Origin of the sequence: Pediococcus acidilactici, assembly GCA_024970065.1 — a bacterium.
GTDB lineage: Bacteria > Bacillota > Bacilli > Lactobacillales > Lactobacillaceae > Pediococcus > Pediococcus acidilactici_A.
This window is the reverse complement of record CP103908.1, coordinates 1,191,226-1,215,781: the sequence shown is the minus strand read 5'-3', so window position 1 is coordinate 1,215,781 and position 24,556 is coordinate 1,191,226. Positions and strand designations below refer to the sequence as shown.

Below are 24,556 nucleotides of genomic sequence, written 5' to 3'. Positions count from 1 at the left end.
CAGGTTTTTTTATGTAAAGCCATTGCAAAATGAAAGGGAGAAACAAATTTTGAAATTAAGAGACGATATTAGAAATATTGCGATTATTGCTCACGTTGACCACGGTAAAACAACGTTAGTTAATGAATTGTTAAAACAATCGGACACGTTAGATGAACACGTTCAAATCGAAGATCGGGCGTTAGACTCCAACGCCATCGAAAAGGAACGTGGGATCACCATTCTTTCTAAGAATACAGCTGTTCGTTATGGCGACAAGCAAATTAATATCTTAGATACTCCAGGACATGCGGACTTCGGTGGTGAAGTAGAACGGATCATGCGCATGGTTGACGGTGTTTTGTTGGTTGTGGACGCGTTTGAAGGAACTATGCCACAAACCCGCTTCGTATTAAAGAAGGCTTTGGAACAACACTTGACCCCAATCGTGGTGGTTAACAAGATCGACCGTCCCGGCGCTCGTCCTGAAGAAGTAGTTGACGAAGTTTTGGACTTGTTCATTGAACTTGGCGCTGACGAAGATCAACTTGAATTCCCAGTGGTTTATGCTTCAGCTTTGAACGGAACTTCAAGCTTCTCTTCAGATCCTGCAGAACAAGAACACACGATGAAACCAATTTTTGACACGATTGTGAAGACCATTCCTGCTCCGGAAGATACTTCTGATCAACCACTTCAATTCCAAGTAGCAATGCTTGATTATAACGATTTCGTAGGTCGGATCGGAATTGGTCGTGTATTCCGCGGTACCATTAAGGTCGGCGATAACGTTACCGTAATGAAATTAGATGGTAGTAAGAAGAACTTCCGGGTTACTAAGTTGTTTGGTTACTTTGGCTTGAAGCGTTTGGAAATTAAGGAAGCTAAGGCCGGTGACTTAATTGCCGTTTCCGGGATGGAAGACATTTTCGTTGGGGAAACCGTAGCGGATGCCGAACATCCAGAAGCATTGCCGGTCTTACGAATTGACGAACCAACTTTACAAATGACTTTCAGAACTAACGATTCACCATTTGCAGGACGTGAAGGTAAATTTGTAACTTCTCGGCAATTGGAACAACGTTTGAAACAAGAATTGCACACGGACGTTTCCTTACGAGTTGACGATACGGATGATCCTGGTGCTTGGGTCGTTTCTGGTCGTGGGGAACTTCATCTTTCAATCTTGATTGAAATGCTTCGTCGCGAAGGCTACGAACTTCAAGTTTCTCGTCCAGAAGTTATCCTTAAAGAAGTTGACGGTAAGATGTGTGAACCGTTTGAATCAGTTCAAATTGATACTCCTGATGAATATACCGGTTCAGTTATCGATTCACTTTCACAACGTAAAGGTGAAATGAAGAACATGGAATCAACCGGAAACGGACAAACTCGGTTAACTTTCTTAGCTCCTTCACGGGGATTAATCGGTTACTCGACCGAATTCCTTTCAATGACTCGGGGATACGGAATTATGAACCATACTTTCCAAGAATATCTCCCAGTTATTAAGAACTGGAACCCAGGCCGTCGTAACGGTACTTTGGTATCCATCAACTCTGGTAAGGTAACGACTTACGCAATCATGGCTATTCAAGATCGGGGAATAATCTTTACCGATGCCGGAACTGAAGTATACGAAGGAATGATCGTTGGCCAAAACAGCCGGGAAAATGATATTTCAGTAAATATCACCCGGGGACGGAACCAAACTAACGTCCGGGCTGCTGGTTCTGAAGATATTGCTAAGGTTAAAGCACCATTGCACATGACGCTTGAAGAATCCCTTGAATTCTTAAATGAAGATGAATATTGTGAAGTTACGCCAGAAAATATTCGTCTCCGTAAGCAAATCTTGAACACTAACGAACGGGAAAAAGCTGCTAAGAAACGTAAAATGGCTGCTAAAAAATAATAAATACCAGGGGAACGTAAACGCGTTGCCAAATAACGCTGTTTAAGTTCTTCTTAAGAAGGGGTCGGGAAAAATTTTCTCGGCCCCTTTTTAATTTTCCGGGGAAAATATAGGATATAATAGAACAGTATTATTAGGATAAGGGTGGATAACAATGCAAAGCATTATAAATTGGCTGCCGCAAAAACTAAAGCGACGGCTTCCAGACCTAGATTTATGGGTCGTTTTTCCATACGTGTTACTTAGTATTTTTGGGATTATTATGGTGTATTCGGCCAGTGCAGACTACTATATACAAAATGGGATTAGTGCTAAAAGCTATTTATTGAAGCAAGCGGTGTGGGTGGCCGTTGGGTTTGTAATTACCCTGCTAGTCTTTTTAATGAACAAGAAGGTTTTTCGTAATAAGAGAATCCTGATGTTTGCGTTTGTGGCTCTGCTGTTAGCATCGGTATACTTAATTTTCTTTGGGTCTAATACCAACGGAGCCACCGGTTGGATTTACATTGGTTCATTTGGGATTCAGCCAGCGGAATACCTAAAACTGTTTATTATACTTTACTTAGCCAATATTTTGTCGTTACACCAGCATCGCATGGAATTAGGTGATGAAATCTCGGCGAAAACGACTTGGAGCCCAGCGGTTATTGTGTTTGGCCTCGTTGTGTTGAACTTTTTAGAGCACGACTTAGGAGGTTCTACAATTAACGCGGCAATTGCAATCGTGCTATTCTTGGCGGCTGGAAAGAATTATCGTCGGAGTGTTGCGATAATTTTTGCGGGCTTAGCAATCTTTTTTGGTCTGTTAACGACGGTGGCGTCTAAAATTGACGTTAATACCTCCAATTACATGCTCCAAAGATTGGTTGGCTTTGCACACCCATTTGAGCTTTCAAAGGGAGCCGGAAACCAGTTGGTTAACTCATATTACGCGCTTGGCAATGGGGGGATTTTTGGAGTTGGCTTAGGAAATAGTATCCAAAAAAAGGGTTACTTGCCAGAAGCCAATACTGATTTCATCATGTCCGTGGTGGCTGAAGAGCTAGGATTAATTATGGTGATTATTATCATTTCAGTCCTCTTCGTAATCATTTTTCGGGCAATCATCTTAGGAACCAAATCTAACCGGATGTACGATACGTTAATCTGCTACGGAATCGCGACGTATTTAGTGGTTCAGACCTTCTTTAACGTTGGTGGAATCACCGGTTTGATCCCCATTACCGGGGTAACCTTCCCCTTCATTAGTTATGGGGGGTCTAGTATGATTGTTTTATCTGCTACAATTGGGGTGCTACTAAACATCAGCGCTTCACAAAAGAGAAGCCAAAGAATACAACAAAGGGAAGAAGCAGAGTAAATGGAAATTACTGAACGACAAAGCATTGTAATTTTCTTCAGCCATTTAAAAAAAGTTACGGCTTTGAAGAAATTAGGGGATATCAATTACCTTTCTAAAGAGATGCATTACCTAATTTTGTACGTTAACCGGGCTGATGCTCCGGAAGCCTTAAAAAAAGTCCGTAGTTTTAACTTTGTACGCACGGCTTACATTTCACCACGTGCGGATTTACGGGTTAACTACGACGAGGACTATACGATAACAGAGGAAGATGAGTAATGAGAATTATATCTGGTGATTTTGGGGGCCGGCGTTTAAAGGCGGTTCCTGGTATGAAAACCCGCCCCACGACTGATAAAATTAAAGAAAATGTGTTTAACATTATTGGGCCGTATTTCGACGGAGGAGCGGTTTTAGATATGTATGCTGGAAGCGGGGGGCTTGCGATTGAGGCGGTTTCCCGGGGGATGGACCATGCTACCTTAATCGATAAGCAGATGGCGGCGATTAAGACCATTCGAGATAATGTGCAAGTCACTAAACATCCGGAACGTTTTCAGGTGGTTAAGGGAGATAGCAAGAAAGTGGTACATAAACTGGCAAAGCAATCGGCAACGTATAACATGGTGTTTTTTGATCCGCCTTACGCTTTGCAGACTATCGCACAAGATATTGTAAGCCTCATGGAACTGGACTTGCTTGCCAAAGACGTTACGATTGTCTGTGAAACTAGCGAAGAAGTGGAGTTGCCTGACCAAATTGGTTGGTTAGCAAAAGCCAGGGAGCAACGTTACGGAATCACTAAGATTGTCATTTATAAGGCAGGCAGTTAGATAAAATTTATTAATAAGGAAGCAAAATACAATGACAAAGGCGCTTTATGCGGGTAGTTTTGACCCGGTCACTAACGGACACGTGGATTTAATACGCCGTGCCGCCCAAATTTTCGACGAATTGGTGGTGGTGGTGGCTATTAACACAAATAAAAAGCCGCTGTTCTCACCCCAGGAACGGGTTAATTTACTAACCACGGCTGTGCAAGGGCTAGATAACGTGAGTTTTACCAGCGCACGAGGGCTAACGGTGGATACGTTTAAAGAGTTGCAAGCAGACGTTTTAGTACGGGGGGTTCGCAATGCTGCCGACCTAGATTTTGAAACCCAGGTGGCACAAATGAACCAATTCTTGGCCAATCAAGTAGAAACCGTCTTTTTGCCAGCTGATCCAAAATGGAATTTCACTTCTTCGAGCTTAATAAAAGAAGTGGTAAAAATGGGTGGTAGCATCCACGGGCTGGTGCCGGATGCGGTAGAACTGCAATTAATAAGTCGTTTAAAAAATAAATAAGTTAAAGACCGGAAAAAAATTCGGTCTTTTTTTGTATATATAGGTGAGGAGGGGAACAAATGTGGGAAGAAATTTGGGAAAAATACCAAAAACCAATTATAATAGGAAGCATCTTAATGGTACTTTGCCTGTTGGTTGGTAGTTTGTTCTGGCCTAAATCGGTTACGCAAGGATCTCAGGAGGATTCAAAAATGATGATGGCGGACTCTAGTGCTTCAGCTAGCTCCGTTCCTGCAACTCTGACGTCCAGTAATTCGCCTAAAGCGGGCGGTAACCAGAAATTAATGGTAGACGTGAAGGGTGCCGTCAAAAATCCGGGGGTTTACGAAGTAAAACCAGGTATGCGGGTGGTCGACGGAATTGAGTTGGCCGGTGGACTAACTAAATCTGCAGACCGGAAAAACATTAACATGGCGCTACAATTAAGTGACCAACAGGTGGTGTATATCCCCATTAAGGGAGAAATTAAGGATTTTGATCCTAAACAACTAATGGGTTCTGCGAACAATTCTGGGAGTGCTAGTTTGGCATCAGGCTCAACCAGCTCTTCATCAACCAGTGACTTAGTGAACATTAATACGGCTGATAAAGCGGCATTATTGACGTTGAACGGGATTGGCGATAAAAAAGCGGACCAAATCATTAGTTATCGTGAAGAACGGGGAGGTTTCAAGACCATTGACGATTTAAAGCAGGTCCAAGGAATTGGTGATAAAATTTTTGCAGGATTAAAGGATTCAATTACGGTTTAAAAAAGGGTGGTTAAAAATGGATAAAAGAATTGATTGGGACCAATATTTTATGACGCAAGCACTATTGTTATCTCTACGGAGTACGTGCAAACGACTTTCCGTGGGAGCAATTATTGTCCGCGATCGCCGGGTGATCGCTGGGGGATATAACGGCTCGGTCAGTGGGGACGTGCATTGTCTAGACGAAGGCTGCTATTTAGTTGACGGACACTGTGTACGGACGATTCATGCGGAAATGAACGCGGTACTGCAATGCTCTAAATTTGGTGTAGCGACTGACGGGGCGGAAATTTACGTCACCGATTTTCCGTGTTTACAATGTACCAAAATGCTTTTACAAACGGGGATCGTCAAGATCAATTATTTACGTAACTATAATAACGATCCCTATGCTTTAGCGCTTTTAAAACGAAAAAATGTTGCGGTTAAACAAATCAAATTTACGGATGAAGATCTAGCAAAAACGGACATTAAAACATTGCTAAGGGATGGAAAGTAATCGTTCTTTAATTTGGCCAACGGTGACGGTTTTTTGGCTATCCGGGTGGATTTTTACCCGATCAGTAGTTTTTTTAATATTAGGAGCAATTTGGCTGCTACGAGTTAGCTGTTTGAAGCAACTTTTACCAGTAATACAAGTAATGGTCCTGGGGACACTTTTCGGATGGCATTTCATCCAAGAGTCTCACTTTATCGTGCAACACCAAAAGGATCACGAAAATGTTCGAATAACGTTGAAAGTCCATCCTGACGAAGTTAAAATTCGGGATGATGGATTCAGCATCCACGCGTTTGACAACAGCTTTGACCATCAGGGAGTGCAAGCCTTTATCCCGCTTGACCAATTCGAAGCAATACAGAAACTACGAAATAATACTCGAGATTTAGAGCTTACGGTTAAGGGAAATTTGGGACCCTTAGCGCAACCAACTAACGTTAACCAATTTGATTTTCGGCGCATTATGTACGGAAAAAAAGTTTATTACAATTTGAGCAAAGCGCAGTTAGTTGCCGCGCAGCAGTTACCCTTACGCAACTTTTCAGCATGGGTTCACCACTGGCGAAAAAGGCTTCTCGATCGTTGCCAACGTTTTGCAGAACCATTACGGAGTTACTGTGCGGGAATTATTTTAGGCGAACAGACTGATTTTTTAAAAGAAAATAGTGAAAAATTACGTAACTTAGGGATTATCCACTTGTTTTGTATTTCTGGATTACACGTCTTTTACTTCGTCAGGCTAATCGAAAAAATCGGGGTTTGGCTACGAATTGATCGGGAAACTCTGGTGACCATTCAAATAGTGATTTTACCGATCTACTTTATTCTCGGAGGGGGAAGTACTAGCCTCTTTCGAGCCGTAACGCTTGTTTTAATTAAGCTGGTGACGCAACGCCTCGGGTTGAATTTTTTGAGTGGAATTGAAATTTGGTGCGTAGTTTTATTGATGAACCTTTGGGTAAACCCATTCGTTCTCCTTCAAATGGGCGGCCAATTAAGTTACATATTGTCTTTGGTGCTAATTAGTCAAAATACGACGAATAGCCTTGAAATTTCATTTAAATTATTTTTAGTTGAAGTGCCGATCATTCTTTTTTCGATGTACAAAATCCATCTTTTGACGGTACTCTTTAATTTACTATGTGTGCCGATCTTTTCAAGTTTGGTAATTCCAATTGTGGTAACTGCATTTTGCGTTCCCTTGACTGCCGGCTTAATTAACCAAGCAATCAAGGGAGTGGAATGGGGGCTGCAACAGTTAGATCGGTTACCAGGCCTTTTGTTGATTGGAAAACCCGGGCGATGGTTGGTGTGCTTTCTTTTGATAATCGCCTTAAAGTTGATATCAAGCAACGCGCAAAGTTTAAAGAAAAGACTGGGTAAAATTTATTGGCTAACTTGGTTGGTGACTGGGATTTACTTTCATATACTTCCTTTTGGTGAAATTACGTTTTTTGATGTGGGGCAGGGGGACAGTATCTTAATTCGAGAACCGTTTAACCGATCGGTTACCATGGTTGATACGGGCGGCAAGTTGCAATTTGGTTCCCGGTCAAAAACGGCTTCTTCAATTGCTAAAAATAGTTCAATTAATTATTTACAAAGTATGGGAATCGGTAAAATTGACACACTATGCTTAACTCACCAAGACGTTGATCACGTTGGAGAAGCAAAGGTGATTTTACAGAATTTAAAGGTGCGTCAGCTACTCTTTCCCGCGGGGGTAGAAAAAACGGATAATTTTCGTTACCAAATTTTACCGTATCTTCACCAAACCCGTATCGTGGCGGTATTAAAAGGTGCTCAAGTTGCCCGTCTACCGTTGCAGATTTTATATCCAGAACGGCCGGGAAAGGGTGCAAACGAAGATTCATTAGTGCTTGAAGGTAAATTTGGCGGAAAAAGAATTTTATTGACGGGTGATTTAGATACTAACGGGGAGCAAAAACTACTGCAAAATCCCGAATCGATTGGCAAGGTAGATATTTTTAAACTAGGGCACCATGGTAGCAAAACTGCCAATTCGTCTGAATTATTATCCGCGATCTCTCCTAAATTAGCGGTCGTTTCGGCGGGACGAAACAACCGGTACGGCCACCCAAATCCGGAAGTGGTTGAGCGCTTACGGCAATTACGCATTCCGACGGTGTCCACGCAAGATTACGGGATGATTTCTTATAGATATTTTTTCAATGGTATGGGAAGATGGAAAGTAGGAATTGATAAAAAAGGAAGCATTGTTCAATGAAACTTACTGATTTAAAAAAAGACGTTGCTCAGGGAAACCTGCAACCAATTTACTTGATTGAGGGCCCGGATAGCTACATCCAAAACGCAGCCAAAAAAATTCTAACCGCGTTAATTCCAGAAGACCAGCAAGTGATGAACGTGGGTACGTATGATTTAGAAAATACCGATTTAGGCTTGCTATTAGATGATGCGCAGTCTTCGCCATTTTTTGGGGACTACCGGCTAGTTATCGCTAATAATCCGGTATTTTTAACGGGAGAAAAAACCAAAGTTAAGTTTAATTTGGACGGCTTGATAAATTACCTGAAACAACCGGAACCAACGACGATTTTAGTGTTCGCGGCTAAATATGATAAACTTGACGGCCGAAAAAAAATTGTTAAAGATCTGAAAAAGCAGGCCACCGTCATTGACGCTAACCCGCCAAAAGAGGCTGATACTCGGCAGTTAATTCAACAGTTTGTTAACGAGCGACAAATTCAAATTGCGGGACCAGCAGTTGAAGAACTAATTTTGCGTACCGGAAATAACTTGGCACAAGTAATTAATGAACTGGAAAAATTAACGGTATACGCGGCCGATTCCAAAAGCATTGATTTAGAAGCGGTTCAAAAATTAGTGCCCAAAAGTCTAACCCAAAATGTTTTTGACCTAATTAAGGTGCTGATGAAAGGGGATGTTCGCCAATCAATTGCGGATTATTCCGTTTTATTACTTAATCAAGAACAACCACTCCGAATTAACGCGGCCTTAGTTAGCCAATTTCGGTTACTTTTGCAGGTTAAGGTCTTAACGGAGCGGGGATTTTCTCAGGGAAAACTTGCTCAAGAATTAAAGGCCCATCCGTACCGGATTAAACTAGCGATGCAGGCGGTGCGCCAATTTGATATGGTCAGCCTTAAGCGTGCGTTTTTAGGTTTGTTGGCTTTAGAAGAGCAATTAAAAACAACCCAAAGACCCCCACAAGAGCTCTTTGAGCTGTTTCTAGTTAAATTTAAAAACGGATGGCAATAAAAAAACACCGGATCACCGGTGTTTTTTTATTTAGCAAGCATTTTTGCTAAGCGAGACTTCTTACGTCCAGCGTTGTTAGCCTTGATAAGACCCTTTGTTTTAGCACGGTCGATACGGCTGTAAGCTGTGTTTAAAAGTTCATTAGCGTTTTCAGCGTTGTTCTTAGCAGCAATTTCAAATGCTTTAATGCTGGTACGCATTGCGCTCAATTGGGAACGGTTGCGAGCAGCAGCTTTTTCGTTTGTACGAACACGTTTCATTGCAGATTTGATAACTGGCATATTATTCACCTCCAGAGTATGCTTAATACAACAGTAGTATTATACAGAAACTACGTTATTAATGCAATGCTCGAATAAACTTGAAAAAAGTTTTGAGTTTCGGTAAACTAGGATGTGCTTATAAAAGCAAACCCATTACTTAGTCTATCGATCTGCCGACGATTCACTCAGTTATGGGCAATTTAAAGAATGAGGTGGATAAAATGGCAATTTCACAAGCAAAGAAGAACGAAATTATTGCAAAATATGCTCGTCACGAAGGCGATACAGGTTCTGCAGAAGTACAAATCGCAGTTTTGACAGCTGACATTAACGAAATCAACGAACACATCCGTGTTCACCGTAAGGATTTCCATTCACAACGTGGATTGATGAAGAAGATTGGTCACCGTCGTAACTTACTTGCTTACCTACGTAAGACAGACGTACAACGTTACCGTGACTTAATCAAGAGTCTTGGCCTTCGTCGTTAAAATTAGTCAAAAAAGCCCTCTGCATTTAGTTGCGGGGCTTTTTTGTTTGGAATAACGAAAAAATTTAAAGACGCCGTAATTTGCAGAAAACGTAATTTAATTGCCTAAAGCAATCAGGTAAAAAACTTAGATATAGGCGACTAAATTTTAATGATTTTCGCAAGGCTTGGTTGGATATCAAATTTTTACAAGCTAGAAAGCTGCTTAAAGTTTTATCTGATTTATTTGGGGCTTAATGCATGATTGCTTTTTAGGTTAGTACCGACAAATGGGGAACCTGGTTAACACAACAAATTACCAATGAAGGCCTCAATAATGGGGCTATTTCACCTACATAAGAATGGTTATGCGACCTTAAGCTGGACAAAATTTGTTAAATGAATTTTGTGGGAAAACTCGCTTGGGCAGGAAAGTCTTCCTGCGTGCTTTTTGTTTTTGACAATTAATCTATGCTAAAATTAAAGCAGTATATAAATTGTGCGGAAACTAAAGAATATTTAATGTAGGTGAAAAAATGAGTGATGTTATAAAAATTATTCCGTTTGGCGGCGTTCGCGAAAACGGAAAAAATATGTATGCAATTGAGATCCACAACGATATTTATATCTTGGATTGTGGGCTCAAATACCCAGAAAATGAGTTGTTGGGAATTGATATTGTAATTCCAGACTTCTCATATTTGATTGAAAATAAAGAACGGATTGTGGGGATTTTCTTAACCCACGGGCATGCAGATGCCATTGGAGCATTACCATATTTCTTAAAGGAAATTGAAGTGCCGGTTTTTGGTTCGGAAATGACGATTGCGTTAGCAAAAATTACGGTTAACGATGACCCAGAATTACGAAAGTTTAAAAACTTTCACGTAGTCGACGAGAAAAAAGAAATTGACTTTGGCGACGTAACGGTTTCGTTCTTCAAAACTACGCATACGATTCCTGATTCTTTAGGAATTGTGTTGAGCTGTGATGAAGGACAAATCGTGTACACCGGCGATTTCAAGTTTGATCAGACCGCTACGGATGGTTATGCAACTGATTTTGGTCGACTGGCTCAGATTGGTACCAAAAAAGTAATTGCGTTATTAAGTGATTCAGCCAATGCAGAAAACTTTGAACGGCCTTCAAACGAAACTGAGATTTCCGCAAGCATTGCCGAAATTATTAAGTATCATGAGGGTCGGGTAGTGGTTGCTTCCGTCGCATCTAATATTTTGCGGATCCAACAGGTGATTAACGCTGCCGTCCAATCCGGTCGTAAGGTGGTTTTGACCGGCCACGACTTAGAAAAAATTGTTAATACGGCAATTAAGTTAAACAAGATTAATATTCCGGATGATGACCTAATCGTTCCGTTAAATAAACTTGACAAGTTGGCTCCGGAAGAAACCATCATTTTAGAAACTGGTAAATTAGGCGAACCAATTAAAGCTTTGCAAAAGATGGCCTCACGGCGACGCGGCAAGTTGCGGATTGAGCAGGGCGACTTGGTGTTGATTGCGACCAACCCGTCCCACGCGATGGAAACGACCTTTGCGAAGACTAAGGATATGCTTTACCGCGCTGGAGCTGAAGTTAAGTCGATTTCTGACCGGGCAAATGCGAATGGTCACGCTAGCCGCAACGATTTACAGTTGATGTTGAATTTAATCAAACCCCAGTTTTTGATTCCAATTCAAGGTGAATACCGTTTGCTAGCTGCGCATCAAGAACTTGCTGAGCAAGTTGGGATGAACCCGGAACAAATTTTCATCGTTAATAAGGGTGACGTTTTAGAGTACCAAGATGGTGAAATGTTCCACGGAAAGGGTATTGAAGTTGGTAACACGATGATTGATGGAATCGGGGTTGGTGACATTGGAAATATCGTGTTGCGGGACCGGAAGATTCTTTCTGAAGACGGGGTGTTTGTTGCGGTAGTAACCATCGACCGGAAAAAGAAAATTATTATTAAGGAACCTAAAATAACTTCTAAGGGCTTTGTCTACGTTAAGGCAAGCGGTGATTTAATTGAAGAAAGTTCCAAACTAGTTAAAAAGACGGTGCAGGCAAACTTAGATAACAAGGAGTTTGATTGGGGACACTTAAAACAAGATGTTCGTGACAAACTAGGCAAGTACCTTTACGATCAAACTAAACGACGTCCGGTGATTTTGCCAGTGATTATGGAAGTTAACCAGCACCATAAAAAAGCTAAAAAGGTTAGTAAGAAAAAATAATGAAGGAAATTGATGAACAGCTCGCCCAGGCACAAGCGCTCTGGGATGATGGAAAACGTGATCAGGCAATTCAAATGTTGGAAAGGCTTGACGCAAAAGCGCCGGCAAACCGGATTGCGGAACTATTAAACCATTTTTACGTTGCTAATCAACAATATCCTGAAGCATTACAATTGGTCGCAAATCAGTCGGCCAATTTTTTGCATCAACCCGCGATTTTTGCGGATTATCTGCAGGCGTTGATTGCGACTAATAATTTTATCGTTGCGTGGAAAGCTTTGGGCACGGCCGACCAGCGGGTTGCGGCACCGCTTGCTGAACAATTGCAGCAGGCTGAAGCACGTTACCAAGCGGACTTTCCCGAAAGTGTGCGGGCTGATGAGCGCCATTTTTACCACTTAGGTGATCGTAAAATGACCGATCAGATAAAGGCCATCACGCAAGCCTACCACTTGCCACGAGAAAATTACGTACGGGCGGCGAGTTACAACCTGGTGGATCCTTATTTAAGTCAACTCACCCGCGTCTCAATTTTAAAAGATTTGGTAGCTTTGCAGGTTACGCGCGAATTAGATTTTATTTGGCTTGATGAGCAAAAATACCGGGTCGTCCCGAGCAAAATTAATGCTGAGCATTTACGAAATGAACTCATGCGTTTAATTGAACAAAGCAGCGATCCGGTACAAGCAGCGTTATTAACCCAGCAGGGGGGATTAATGTATGACTTAGCATTTCCTTTCCCAAAGCGGATTTTTACCTCTGCTGCGGGGTGGCTGGCAGCGCTGCAAGCCCAGTTTTTAGCTGGGAAAGAGGTGAAACAATTTCACAACTTAAACAAAATCATGAACAGTATTATGACTAGTTAATAAAAAAGCCAAATAATTATAATATTTTAGTTTACAAAATAAAGGCGATTATTATACAATACTAGAGGATTCTCTGAGGGTGCTTTGCCTTTCGTGGAGGATGTAGTATAATATTTTTTAAAGGATCCAGTTATTCATTTGAATGCTGAGTGATTCTTACGACATACAGGAGGTTCGTATTAATGGCAAAAGAACATTACGAAAGAACAAAACCCCATGTAAATATTGGTACAATTGGCCACGTTGACCATGGGAAGACTACTTTGACAGCTGCTATTACAAAAGTGTTGTCAGAAAAGGGATTAGCTCAAGCTTCAGATTACGCTGATATTGATGCTGCTCCTGAAGAAAAAGAACGTGGGATTACAATCAACACTGCTCACGTTGAATACGAAACAGAAAAGCGTCACTACGCTCATATTGACGCCCCAGGACATGCTGACTACGTTAAGAACATGATCACTGGTGCTGCTCAAATGGATGGTGCTATCTTGGTTGTTGCTGCAACTGATGGTCCTATGCCACAAACTCGTGAACACATTCTTCTTGCTCACCAAGTTGGTGTTGACTACATCGTTGTATTCTTGAACAAGACTGACCTTGTTGATGACGACGAATTGGTTGACCTTGTTGAAATGGAAGTTCGTGAACTTCTATCTGAATATGATTTCCCTGGTGACGATGTTCCTGTTCTCCGCGGTTCAGCTTTGAAGGCTCTTGAAGGCGACCCAGAACAAGAAAAAGTTATCATGGAACTTATGGACACAATTGATGAATACATTCCAACACCAGAACGTTCAACTGACAAGCCATTCTTGATGCCTGTTGAAGACGTATTTACGATCACTGGTCGTGGTACAGTTGCTTCAGGTCGTATCGACCGTGGTGAAGTTAAAGTTGGTGACGAAGTAGAAATCATCGGTCTTAAAGACGACGTTAAGAAGACTACAATTACTGGTCTTGAAATGTTCCGTAAGACTCTTGATGTTGGTGAAGCCGGCGATAACGTTGGTGCACTTCTACGTGGTATCAACCGTGATGAAGTCGTTCGTGGTCAAGTATTGGCTGCTCCTGGCTCAATCCAAACTCACAAGAAGTTCAAGGGTGAAGTTTATGTTCTATCAAAAGAAGAAGGTGGACGTCATACTCCATTCTTCTCAAACTACCGCCCACAATTCTACTTCCATACAACTGACGTAACAGGTGTTATCGAATTGCCTGACAACGTTGAAATGGTTATGCCTGGTGATAACGTTACATTTACTGTAGAACTTATCGAACCAGTTGCTATTGAAAAAGGTACTAAGTTCACTGTTCGTGAAGGTGGACACACTGTTGGTGCCGGTGTTGTATCAGAAATCGACGACTAATATTTACATTAGTCCCGCGAAAAACCCGCTATTTGCGGGTTTTTTTGTTATATTCATATTTACTTTTTGAATTATATACGTTAAGATTATAAGCGTATGCAATCCAGAATTGTAATGAAATAAATCATTTGTCGGAGGGAACACAATGACTGCAAAGTGGGAAAAAACAGGTACTAACGAAGGTAAATTAACTTTCGAAGTTGGTACTGATATGATTAAAGAAGGCGTTGATAAAGCATTTCAACGTACTAAGAAGAGTTTAAATGTTCCAGGTTTCCGTAAGGGACATGTACCACGCCAAATTTTTAACAAACTTTATGGTGAAGAAGCTTTATACCAAGATGCTTTAAACATCGTATTGCCTGATGCTTATTCAGCAGCAATTAAGGAAGCTGGTATTGAACCAGTTGATCAACCACAAGTTGATGTTGAAAAGCTTGAAAAGGGCGAACCTTGGGTATTGAGTGCCATTGTTACCGTTAAGCCAGAAGTTAAACTTGGCGAATACAAGGGTGTTAAAGTAATTAAGCAAAGCACTCGCGTAACTTCAAAAGAAGTTGACGAAGAAATTGAAAAGAAACGTGAACAACAAGCTGAATTAGTACTAAAAGAGGGCAAGCCAGCTGAAAAGGGCGACACAGTAACCATCGACTTCGACGGTTCCATTGATGGCGTACCTTTTGATGGCGGTAAAGCAACCAACTACGACTTAGTACTTGGCTCAAACTCATTTATCCCAGGCTTTGAAGATCAATTAATTGGTCACAACACGGATGATGACGTTGACGTTAAGGTAACCTTCCCAGAAGATTACCAAGCTGAAGAACTTCAAGGTAAGGAAGCCCTATTCAAGGTTAAGATTCACGAAATCAAGACTAAAGAACTTCCAGAACTTGACGACGAATTTGCTAAAGATGTTGACGAAGACGTTGATTCCCTTGAAGAATTAAAGGCTAAGACTAAGGACCAAATCAAGGAACGCAAGATTCAAGCAGCTGACGAAGCTAAGGAAAGCGAAGCAATCCAAGCAGCCGTTGACAATGCTGAAATCAAAGAAATTCCAGAAGCAATGCTTCGTGACGACGTTGATCGTCAAGTTAACCAATACCTTGCAAACATGCAACAACAAGGTATTAGCCCAGATATGTACTTCCAATTAACTGGTTCTTCAGAAGACCAACTTCGCCAACAACTTAGTGAAGGTGCTGAAAACCGTGTTAAGACAACCTTAGTTCTTGAAGCAATCGTGGAAGCAGAAAAGATCGATCCTTCTGACGAAGAAGTGGATGCTGAATACAAGAGCTTAGCTGAACAATACAACATGGAAGAAAAAGCAGTTCGTTCTGCATTAACAGCTGACATGGTTAAACATGACGTAGCAATTAAGCAAGCTGTTGACTTGATTAAGGACTCAGCAATTGAAGAACCTAAGTCAAAAGCAAAAAAGAGCGCTAAGAAATAATTGAATTTTTAAAGTAGGAAGTAACCAAGTTGGCTACGAAATGTCTGCCAGTAGTTTAAAGAATTAGTGGCGGCACTAGAGAGGTTGGAAAAGGTAATTTTCCAACCTCTTTCTACTTATTTAGGATAACCTACACCACCTAGCGAAACGTTTAAATTGGCTTATCCCTAGGGTTTCTGCTATGATGGTTGTATAAATATTTGAGAGGTGACAGGATTGTATGATGATCAACATACATCTGACCAAATTGCTTGTTCCTTTTGCGGTAAAACGCAAGACCAAGTAAAAAAGATTATCGCTGGTCCAGATGTATATATCTGTAATGAATGTGTTGACCTATGTAAAGAGATCATTGACGAAGAGCTTGCTTCAGAAAAGAAGCCTACTGAAATCACTAACATACCGACTCCTGCGGAAATTGTAGACTATCTTGACCAATACGTCATCGGCCAAGAAGAAGCTAAAAAGACCTTGTCCGTAGCGGTATATAACCACTACAAACGGATCAACAAAATGGCACAAACTGACGCCAAAGACGATGGGCCCGAATTACAGAAAAGTAATATTAGCTTAATCGGACCAACTGGTTCAGGTAAGACTTTCTTGGCTCAAAGTTTGGCAAAAATTTTGAACGTTCCGTTCGCGATTGCCGACGCTACGACGCTAACCGAAGCGGGTTACGTTGGGGAAGATGTTGAAAATATTTTGCTTAAGCTTTTGCAAAATGCCGATTACGACGTCGAAGCCGCGGAACACGGGATTATCTATATCGATGAAATTGATAAGATTGCTAAGAAGAGTGAAAATGTTTCAATTACCCGGGACGTTTCGGGGGAAGGTGTCCAACAAGCGTTACTGAAGATTTTAGAAGGCACAATTGCTAACGTTCCTCCTCAAGGGGGACGGAAACACCCGCAACAAGAGTTTATCCAAATTAACACTACGAACATCTTGTTCATTGTCGGTGGTGCTTTTGACGGAATCGAAACCATCGTGAAAAACCGGTTAGGGGATAAAACGATTGGGTTTGGTACGAATGCAAGCACTTCGTTAGATGAAAGCAAGAGCTTGATGCAACAAGTAATTCCGGAAGATTTACTGAAATTTGGTTTAATTCCCGAATTTATCGGTCGTTTACCAATTTTAACGGCTTTGGAAAAATTAACTGAAGAAGATTTGGTTCGGATTCTAACCGAGCCGAAAAATGCGCTAGTTAAGCAATACAAGGCGCTCCTTGCACTCGACGGGGTTGAATTGAAGTTTACTCCGCAAGCTCTCCACGCGATTGCTGAACAAGCAATTAGCCGGAACACAGGGGCACGGGGACTCCGGTCGATCATTGAAAACGTAATGCGGGACATTATGTTTGAAATTCCTTCCCGGAATAACGTTGCTAAAGTTACGGTTAACAAAAAGACGGTGGTTGACGGGGTAGAACCAGAAGTGGAACTAACCAACGAGCAGGCATCGTAATTTTAGAAATTAGAACTAGGCGAACTACTTAAGCCTGGTTCTTTTTTTTGAATCCATGTTATGATTAAAAGCGGAATTGGAAGGTGGGAATTTAATGGAAGTCCATAATGTAGAATTACAAATTAGTGCTGTAAAACCTGAACAGTACCCAGATCAAGGCTATCCCGAAATCGCTTTGGTGGGTCGTTCTAACGTGGGAAAATCCTCGTTGACCAACACGTTAATCAACCGGAAGTCGTACGCCCGGACGTCTTCGCAACCAGGGAAAACGCAGACACTAAATTTCTACCGGGTTGAAGATCAAGTGTTCTTTGTTGACGTCCCCGGATACGGATATGCAAAGGTATCACAAAAAGAACGCGAAAAATGGGGTCGGATGATTGAAAAATATTTAACTTCTCGTAAGGAGCTTAAGGGGGTAATTTCATTAGTGGATGCGCGCCATGATCCGACTGATGATGATATTTCCATGTACCAGTACTTACGTTATTATGAAATTCCGGTGCTAGTGGTCGCTACTAAAAGCGATAAGATTGCCCGTGGCAAATGGAATCAACACGAAAGCCGGATAAAAAAGGTCCTTAATTTTGATCAACAAGACGCATTTCAAATGTTCTCCGCGCAAACTAAGTTTGGTAAGGACGAAATTTGGCGGTGGATTGAAGATAGGATGGGTGATTAAAGATGGAATTTAACGAATACCAAAAGAAAGCTAACAAGACTCTTTTAGGCAACGAACAAGTTTTAACGAATTGTGCCCTTGGTTTAGCTGGAGAAAGCGGCCAGGTCGTTAATTTAGTTAAAAACTATACTTTCCGGGGAGCGGATTTAGACAAGGAACAGTTGACTAAGGAAATGGGAGACGTGCTCTGGTACCTATCTCAAGTCGCACAATGGGCGGACATTCCCTTTGAGGAAGTTGCCGAAAAAAACATTAAGAATTTGGCAAAAAGGTATCCGCACAGTTTTAAATAAAAAATAAAAAACCATCGTTGCCAACGGCTTTGCTGCAAAAGCTAATTGGTGGCGATGGTTATTTTTTTTGCCCTTTTTTATTTTGATTTTTATCTTTAGCTAAAAATTTATCCTTTTTCTTCTTTTCCTCAGCATCAGTTGCTGGATTAGTAAATTGACCCAGCATTTTCTCCAAATCGGTCGTTCTTTTTACGGTTAGTCCCATCTAATAATCACTCCCTTGCGCCTATCATACCAAAAAAATTAGTAATTGTCAGAATATGCATTTTAAGAGTGAATATTCAGTTTATTTAGAATAATAATTCATAATCACATAAAAATACTTCCGTAATAAGGGGTGTAGTTGTATATTAATAAACATTACATGAATAAGGAGATTGCGATGAGAAAAGAGAGAGAATTTTTTAATTGGGTAATCATTTTATTTTCACTGTGGCTGTTGGTTGGTGGAGTGGTTAGCGCACCTCCCGCACATGCGGCGACTGCCGACCCAACATACCAACGCATTATGAAGCGCGGATACATTGTTTTAGGAACCAGTCCGGATTATGCGCCCTATGAGTTTCAAACAACGAGTAACGGAAAAAGTAAAGACGTGGGGATGGATATTAGCGTTGCTAAAGATATCGCTCATGACTTAGGGGTACAGCTAAAGATTAAAAACATGGATTTTGATTCTTTATTAGTAGGATTGCAAACCGGAAAAGTAGACATGGTCCTTTCAGGAATGAACCCGAGTGCGGCCCGGCGTAAGTCCGTGGATTTTTCAAACGTTTATTACCAAGGTGGGCAGAGTATCATTATCAACCAGAAGGATCGTTACTTGTTTAAAGATAAAAATTCGTTTCATCACCGGAAAGTGGCTGCCCAAACAGGATCAATCCAGTATAATCTGGCAAAAAAACAGATTAAGGGCGCTTCCGTGAGGGGCATCGAAAAGGGGACCGATCTAATTCTAGCTTTACAAACTAATAAGGTTGACGGGATTGTGATGGAGAAGCCTACCGCGGAGGCCTACGCCGCGAATAATCATGGTTTAAAAATTATTAACGCCCATTTTAAGCTAAACAGCGACGAGACGAGCACCGCAGTTGCCTTACCTAAGGGTTCGCCAATCCTAAAGAAGAAAATTAATCAAACCGTGGCACGGATAAAGAAGCAAAATCGGCTTCCCCAATATTTAAAAACTGCGGGTACTTACTTAAAAGGGAATACCGTAGATACGTCAATGATTCATTATTGGAAATATTTTGCACTGGGAGTAGGTTACACAATTTTAATTTCGTTAGTCGGGGTTTGTTTTGGCTCGCTAATCGGAGCTTTGTTGGCTTTAATGCGGCTGAGTCGTCACGCTAGTTTACGTGCAGTGGCGGTTGCATACGTGGAATTTGTGCGGGGAACTCCGTTAATGGTGCAATTAATGCTGGTATATTTCGGGCTGGGGATGGTCGTCAATCTTCCGGCACTCACCGCCGGAATGATTGCAGTGTCCTTAAATAGTGCAGCCTACGTTGCTGAAGTTATCCGGGGTGGAATTAATTCGGTTGACAAGGGACAGGTTGAAGCGGCCCAGAGTTTGGGGTTGAATTACCAAGATCGGCTACGTTTCGTGGTGCTCCCCCAGGCACTGAAAAATATTTGGCCCGCTTTAGGTAACGAATTTATCTCCTTGATCAAGGAAAGCTCCATCGTCTCAATTATTGGAGTGACGGATTTAATTTACCAGCTCAAAATCGTTCAATCGGATACTTATCGGGGAGTGGCCCCAATTTTAGTGGCGATGGTGTTGTACTTTATTTTAACTTTCTCACTGTCCCGGTTACTGAAATTTTATGAAGGGAAGTTTAACTAATGACTGAAACCATTTTTAAGATTGAAAATTTAACTAAAGCCTTCGCACAAAACGTGATTCTAAAAGAAGTTACCGCAGAAGTACAGGAGGGCGAAGTGATTAGTATAATTGGCCCCTCTGGAGCGGGAAAGAGCACCTTCCTACGTTGTTTAACTATGTTGGAAAGCCCGACTGCGGGAGCGGTGGTTTTTGAAGGACAAAACTTGGTGTCCAAAAGTTTACGTGAAATTGAAGAAGTTCGTCAGAAAGTCGGGATGGTTTTTCAGAACTTTAATTTATTTCCAAACCTCACGGTGTTAGAGAACATTACTTTGGCCCCCCGGCGGGTGAAGGGAGTTTCGGAAGAAAAAGCCCAAGTTCAAGCTAAAAGGTTACTGGAAAAGGTGGGGTTGGCAGATAAGGCAGACGCATACCCGGAAAACTTATCTGGTGGTCAAAAGCAACGGGTAGCAATTGCCCGGGCGTTGGCAATGGAACCTGCGGTAATGTTGTTTGACGAACCAACTTCAGCTTTAGATCCTGAAATGGTGGGTGAAGTTTTAGCGGTAATGCAAGATTTAGCCCATTCGGGGATGACAATGGTGGTGGTAACCCACGAGATGCAGTTTGCCAAATCGGTTTCGGACCAGATTTGGTTTATGGACGCTGCGAATATTCAAGAAAAGGGAACACCCGAAAACTTCTTTAAGCACCCCCAAACTAGTCGGGCGCAGGATTTTCTTTCCAAAATCAATTTGCAATAAATTAAGGAACTGCCTGATTTTAAAAGGCCCTTACCGTGGTTTATAAACGCGGCGAGGGCTTTTTCGCTGGCGGAGTGGGTGAAAGTAGAGATGGTTCCTTTTGATTGATAATTATGGTTAAATCAGAGTATAATGTTATGAGTTACGAGTAATTATGTAAACTAGGAGGCAGTGATTTGGCGTCAGAGCATATTGAGCACAAGCTAGCTTTGTTACCGGACAAACCCGGTTGTTACCAGATGAAAAATTTAAATAGCCAAATTATCTACGTTGGTAAAGCAAAAAATTTAAAAAACCGGGTGCGCTCGTACTTCAAAAGCAGCCACGAAGGTAAAACAGCTAAATTAGTCAGCGAAATTGCCGATTTCGACTACATTGTCACCGCTAGTGATAAAGAAGCATTTTTACTAGAAATTACGTTAATCAAAAAGTATCAACCATACTACAACATTAAGTTGAAAAAGGGGACCGGGTACCCATATATCAAGATTACGAATGAACGGGACCCCCGGATGCAAATTGTGTCTAACGTTCGACGCGACGGGGGTTACTACTTTGGACCTTACCCTAACGTCTACGCGGCAGAAGAAACGTTACACTTTTTGGAAAAGGTTTATCCATTACGGCGTTGCAACGGTTATCAAGGACGCCCTTGTTTGTATTACCACATGGGCCAATGTCTTGGGGCTTGCTTTAAAGAGGTTCCTAAAGAAGAGTATGACCAACAAATTGCAAAAATTAAGTCTTTCTTGCGGGGTAACGTTGCTAAAGTTAAAAAAGCGTTACAGGCCAAAATGCAAAAAGCCTCTGAAGCAATGGAATTTGAACGGGCGGCCGAGATTCGGGATCAGATTCACTATATTGAAGTTACCGTAGAAAAACAGCGAATCATTTCCAATGACCGTACCCCCCGCGACCTCTTCAACTTTTACCTGGATAAGGGATGGTTATCCATTCAGATCTTCTTTATCCGTCAATCTCGGTTGATGAAGCGTGAGAAGCGACTTTTCCCGATTGCTTCGGATGTGGCGGACGAATTTTCTTCGTTTATTTTGCAATTTTATAACAACAAAAATAAGGTGCTCCCCAATGAAATTTTAGTACCTAAGGGCTTAGATAACCAAATTATTAGCGAAATCCTCGGGGTCCCGGTGCGTACTCCTCAGCGCGGTGAAAAACGGGATTTAATGGATTTAGCACGAGAAAATGCGCAAATCACCCTCGAAGAAAAGTTCCGCCTGTTAGAACTTGACGAAAGTAAGACGGTAGGAGCGATGAAGGAGATTACCGACGCCTTGGGAATTCCTGAAGGGCACCGTATTGAAGCTTTTGACCATTCTCACATTCAGGGTGCGGATTTAGTTTCGGCAATGGTAGTTTTCACCGACGGAAAGCCCGATAAGAAAATGTATCGCAAGTTTAAGTTAAATACCGTCGATCACGCGGACGAGGCTGCCAGTACTCGGGAGGTAATCCGGCGTCGGTATGTTAGACTATTAAAGGAACACCAATCGTTGCCCGACCTAATTTTAATGGACGGCGGCGACGTACAATTAAACGCTGCTCGCGACGTGTTAGTCAATGAGCTTAGCTTACACATTCCGGTGGCTGGGATGGTAAAAAATGACAAGCATAAGACAGCTGATTTAATTTTTGGTGATCAGGATCAGCGGGTCCAACTTGACCCAAAAAGTCAAGGATTTTACCTGGTCCAACGAATTCAAGACGAAGTGCACCGGTTTGCGATTACTTTCCACCGACAGATGCACGCTAAAAACTCGTTATCGTCCCAGTTGGATTCGATTAACGGAGTGGGTCCAAAGACGCGTAACAAGCTTCTGCGGGAGTTCGGCTCGTTGAATAAGATACGGGATGCCAAAATTGAAGAAATTGAGGCACTGGGAATTTCAGCGAAGGTTGCTAAAACGATTAAAATTTCGTTAAGTGCGGTGAAACGATAGCTAACGGTTAGCGAAGTTAAAAAAGATTAGGAGAAAAACATGTTTGTAGATCAAGTTAAAATAAATGTTAAAGCCGGGAACGGTGGGAACGGAATCGTAGCCTTTCGGCGCGAAAAATACGTTCCCAACGGGGGCCCAGCTGGTGGTGACGGTGGCCGAGGTGGCGACGTTATCTTGAAAGTGGATCCAGGTTTGCGTACCTTGATGGATTTTCGCTACCGACACAAGTTTAAGGCGGAATCTGGCAAGAACGGGATGAATAAGCAAATGACCGGACGTAGTGCCGAAGACCTGGTAATTATGGTTCCAGGAGGGACCATCGTCCGGGACCTAACAACTGACCGGGTAGTCGGGGATCTAACGGAAAATGGTCAAGAATTAGTCGTGGCTAAAGGTGGCCGGGGCGGACGTGGAAACATGCATTTTGCTAACCCACGGAACCCGGCACCAGAAATTGCCGAAAATGGTGAACCAGGCGAAGAATTAGAATTGCAATTAGAATTGAAGGTCTTGGCGGACGTGGGACTTCTTGGTTTCCCATCGGTTGGTAAATCAACCCTCTTGTCGGTTGTTACTAGTGCCAAGCCGAAGATTGCCGAATACCACTTTACTACCTTAGTGCCGAACCTCGGGATGGTGCAACTGGATGACGGTCGCGACTTTGTCATTGCTGATATTCCTGGTTTGATTGAAGGTGCTTCTCAAGGGGTGGGTCTCGGCTTCGAATTCTTACGCCACGTGGAGCGCACCCGGGTGTTACTTCATCTCGTAGACATGAGTGGGCTCACCGAAGAGGATCCCTTCACTAACTTTGAACAAATTAACGCCGAGTTAGAAAAATATAATCCCGATTTGATTAAACGCCGGCAAATTATTGTGCCGACGAAGATGGACTTGCCAGGGGCGGATGAACAATTAGCGGAATTCGAACAAAAAGTGCGTGATGACGAGCGTTATCATGATTTCGAAATCTTTCCAATCTCTTCAATTACGCACGAGGGACTTAGTAAGTTGATTTCTCGGACGGCGGACGTCTTAGAATCAACGCCACAACCAACGGTCGTTAAGGAAAACGCGGCGGAAACTACCGACAAGACCTACGAATTTAATGCGGACAAAGACTTTGAAATTGAAAATGAAGATGGTGTTTGGGTAATTAAGGGAGCAAAAATTGAAAAGCTCTTTAAGATGACCGATACCACCCACGACGAAAGCTTGCTGCGATTTGCCCGGCAAATGCGGGGAATGGGCATTGACGACGAATTACGCCGCTTAGGTGCCCGCAATGGCGATAGCGTACAAATTTTAGACTTTGTATTTGAATTTGTAGAATAGTAAAAATCAGTGATTGAATACCATCACAAATTATTAAAAACATTTGTGCGGGGTTAATCACTGATTTTTCACTTGAGAAATAAAAATTGATTGCGTAGGTAGTAACCGAAGAGGGGGCTGGTGGAACCATTGGTTGAATTTACCAACCAGAGCTTGGCTTGAGGGTCGGCTAATCGCGTTTGGGCGCGAAATTTCCCAAGGGTCAACCCTGCACTTTGTGGGGAACGGTCTCCGAGTAACAAAATGGTTCGTGCGTCATCTGAGAGGGTCAGTTTGGTAATTATAAAAATGGTCTGTTGACGTTCGCCCTTGAGAAGTAGGTTAGAATGAAGTTCCACGGTGGACTTGATAAAGTTACTTAAATTCATTAGTGAAACCCTCCTCAATATTCTTTAAGCCGTTCTGCTAAAATAAGAATAGCTTAAAAGAAAAACGGATGCTAGTGATAC

The 24,556-nt window shown here is 42.0% G+C and carries 24 protein-coding genes; 21 read left to right on the top strand and 3 right to left on the bottom strand.

Annotated features, from left to right (window positions below):
- Positions 1-49: 49 nt before the first annotated feature.
- The 9 genes from typA (at position 50) to holA (ending at position 9,098) form a co-directional block, all read left to right on the top strand.
- On the top strand, positions 50-1,894 hold the full coding sequence (typA, locus tag NYR25_05685) for a translational GTPase TypA (protein ID UWF33095.1): 1,845 nt from the start codon (positions 50-52) through the stop codon (positions 1,892-1,894).
- 154 nt (positions 1,895-2,048) lie between these two features.
- A complete protein-coding gene (locus NYR25_05680) occupies positions 2,049-3,254 on the top strand; it encodes an FtsW/RodA/SpoVE family cell cycle protein (protein ID UWF33094.1) in 1,206 nt (401 codons plus the stop codon).
- On the top strand, positions 3,255-3,515 hold the full coding sequence (locus tag NYR25_05675) for a YlbG family protein (protein UWF33093.1): 261 nt from the start codon (positions 3,255-3,257) through the stop codon (positions 3,513-3,515). It abuts the gene before it with no gap.
- Complete coding sequence (rsmD, locus tag NYR25_05670; GenBank protein UWF33092.1) at positions 3,515-4,069, top strand: 16S rRNA (guanine(966)-N(2))-methyltransferase RsmD; 555 nt, start codon at positions 3,515-3,517, stop codon at positions 4,067-4,069. The genes NYR25_05675 and rsmD overlap by 1 nt, the downstream gene beginning before the upstream one ends.
- A 31-nt stretch (positions 4,070-4,100) precedes the next feature.
- Positions 4,101-4,583, top strand: coding sequence for a pantetheine-phosphate adenylyltransferase (gene coaD / locus NYR25_05665; GenBank protein ID UWF33091.1), 483 nt, complete (start codon positions 4,101-4,103; stop codon positions 4,581-4,583).
- A 59-nt stretch (positions 4,584-4,642) separates the two neighbouring features.
- Complete coding sequence (locus NYR25_05660) at positions 4,643-5,335, top strand: helix-hairpin-helix domain-containing protein (protein ID UWF33090.1); 693 nt, start codon at positions 4,643-4,645, stop codon at positions 5,333-5,335.
- A 16-nt stretch (positions 5,336-5,351) separates the two neighbouring features.
- The gene (locus NYR25_05655) at positions 5,352-5,834 is read left to right on the top strand and encodes a ComE operon protein 2 (GenBank protein UWF33089.1); all 483 of its coding nucleotides are present in this window, start codon (positions 5,352-5,354) and stop codon (positions 5,832-5,834) included.
- Positions 5,835-5,946: 112 nt separating this feature from the next.
- Complete coding sequence (locus NYR25_05650) at positions 5,947-8,082, top strand: DNA internalization-related competence protein ComEC/Rec2 (protein ID UWF33088.1); 2,136 nt, start codon at positions 5,947-5,949, stop codon at positions 8,080-8,082.
- Complete coding sequence (gene holA, locus NYR25_05645) at positions 8,079-9,098, top strand: DNA polymerase III subunit delta (GenBank protein ID UWF33087.1); 1,020 nt, start codon at positions 8,079-8,081, stop codon at positions 9,096-9,098. Before NYR25_05650 ends, holA begins: the two co-directional genes overlap by 4 nt.
- Before the next feature lie 26 nt (positions 9,099-9,124).
- On the opposite strand, the gene rpsT is transcribed toward holA, so the two are convergent.
- On the bottom strand, positions 9,125-9,379 hold the full coding sequence (gene rpsT / locus NYR25_05640; protein ID UWF33086.1) for a 30S ribosomal protein S20: 255 nt from the start codon (positions 9,377-9,379) through the stop codon (positions 9,125-9,127).
- A gap of 203 nt (positions 9,380-9,582) precedes the next feature.
- On the opposite strand from rpsT, the gene rpsO reads away from it, so the two are divergent.
- The 8 genes from rpsO to NYR25_05600 all read left to right on the top strand — a co-directional run bounded on the left by rpsO (position 9,583) and on the right by NYR25_05600 (position 18,216).
- Positions 9,583-9,852, top strand: coding sequence for a 30S ribosomal protein S15 (gene rpsO, locus NYR25_05635; protein UWF33085.1), 270 nt, complete (start codon positions 9,583-9,585; stop codon positions 9,850-9,852).
- Positions 9,853-10,366: 514 nt separating this feature from the next.
- A complete protein-coding gene (locus NYR25_05630; protein ID UWF33084.1) occupies positions 10,367-12,070 on the top strand; it encodes a ribonuclease J in 1,704 nt (567 codons plus the stop codon).
- Positions 12,070-12,936: a hypothetical protein gene (locus NYR25_05625; GenBank protein ID UWF33083.1), complete on the top strand. Its 867-nt coding sequence runs from the start codon at positions 12,070-12,072 to the stop codon at positions 12,934-12,936. Before NYR25_05630 ends, NYR25_05625 begins: the two co-directional genes overlap by 1 nt.
- 182 nt (positions 12,937-13,118) lie before the next feature.
- A complete protein-coding gene (gene tuf / locus NYR25_05620) occupies positions 13,119-14,306 on the top strand; it encodes an elongation factor Tu (protein ID UWF33082.1) in 1,188 nt (395 codons plus the stop codon).
- Positions 14,307-14,451: 145 nt separating this feature from the next.
- Positions 14,452-15,768, top strand: coding sequence for a trigger factor (tig, locus tag NYR25_05615; GenBank protein ID UWF33081.1), 1,317 nt, complete (start codon positions 14,452-14,454; stop codon positions 15,766-15,768).
- Positions 15,769-15,984: 216 nt separating this feature from the next.
- Complete coding sequence (clpX, locus tag NYR25_05610) at positions 15,985-17,241, top strand: ATP-dependent Clp protease ATP-binding subunit ClpX (GenBank protein UWF33080.1); 1,257 nt, start codon at positions 15,985-15,987, stop codon at positions 17,239-17,241.
- 94 nt (positions 17,242-17,335) lie between these two features.
- Positions 17,336-17,923, top strand: a complete 588-nt coding sequence (gene yihA / locus NYR25_05605; GenBank protein ID UWF33079.1) for a ribosome biogenesis GTP-binding protein YihA/YsxC — start codon at positions 17,336-17,338, stop codon at positions 17,921-17,923.
- Between the two features lie 2 nt (positions 17,924-17,925).
- Positions 17,926-18,216, top strand: a complete 291-nt coding sequence (locus NYR25_05600) for a nucleoside triphosphate pyrophosphohydrolase family protein (GenBank protein UWF33078.1) — start codon at positions 17,926-17,928, stop codon at positions 18,214-18,216.
- 58 nt (positions 18,217-18,274) lie between these two features.
- On the opposite strand, the gene NYR25_05595 is transcribed toward NYR25_05600, so the two are convergent.
- Entirely contained in the window at positions 18,275-18,421 is a 147-nt protein-coding gene (locus tag NYR25_05595) for an SPJ_0845 family protein (protein UWF33077.1), read from the bottom strand.
- A 159-nt stretch (positions 18,422-18,580) separates the two neighbouring features.
- On the opposite strand from NYR25_05595, the gene NYR25_05590 reads away from it, so the two are divergent.
- The 4 genes from NYR25_05590 (at position 18,581) to obgE (ending at position 24,107) form a co-directional block, all read left to right on the top strand.
- Complete coding sequence (locus tag NYR25_05590; protein UWF34723.1) at positions 18,581-20,068, top strand: ABC transporter substrate-binding protein/permease; 1,488 nt, start codon at positions 18,581-18,583, stop codon at positions 20,066-20,068.
- 11 nt (positions 20,069-20,079) lie between these two features.
- Positions 20,080-20,811: an amino acid ABC transporter ATP-binding protein gene (locus tag NYR25_05585; protein UWF34722.1), complete on the top strand. Its 732-nt coding sequence runs from the start codon at positions 20,080-20,082 to the stop codon at positions 20,809-20,811.
- 176 nt (positions 20,812-20,987) lie between these two features.
- Positions 20,988-22,772, top strand: coding sequence for an excinuclease ABC subunit UvrC (gene uvrC, locus NYR25_05580; GenBank protein UWF33076.1), 1,785 nt, complete (start codon positions 20,988-20,990; stop codon positions 22,770-22,772).
- Positions 22,773-22,811: 39 nt separating this feature from the next.
- Positions 22,812-24,107 (top strand): GTPase ObgE, encoded by a 1,296-nt coding sequence (gene obgE / locus NYR25_05575; GenBank protein UWF33075.1) that lies wholly within the window; start codon positions 22,812-22,814, stop codon positions 24,105-24,107.
- Between the two features lie 68 nt (positions 24,108-24,175).
- On the opposite strand, the gene NYR25_05570 is transcribed toward obgE, so the two are convergent.
- Positions 24,176-24,475, bottom strand: a complete 300-nt coding sequence (locus NYR25_05570; GenBank protein UWF33074.1) for a hypothetical protein — start codon at positions 24,473-24,475, stop codon at positions 24,176-24,178.
- Between the last annotated feature and the right edge of the window lie 81 nt (positions 24,476-24,556).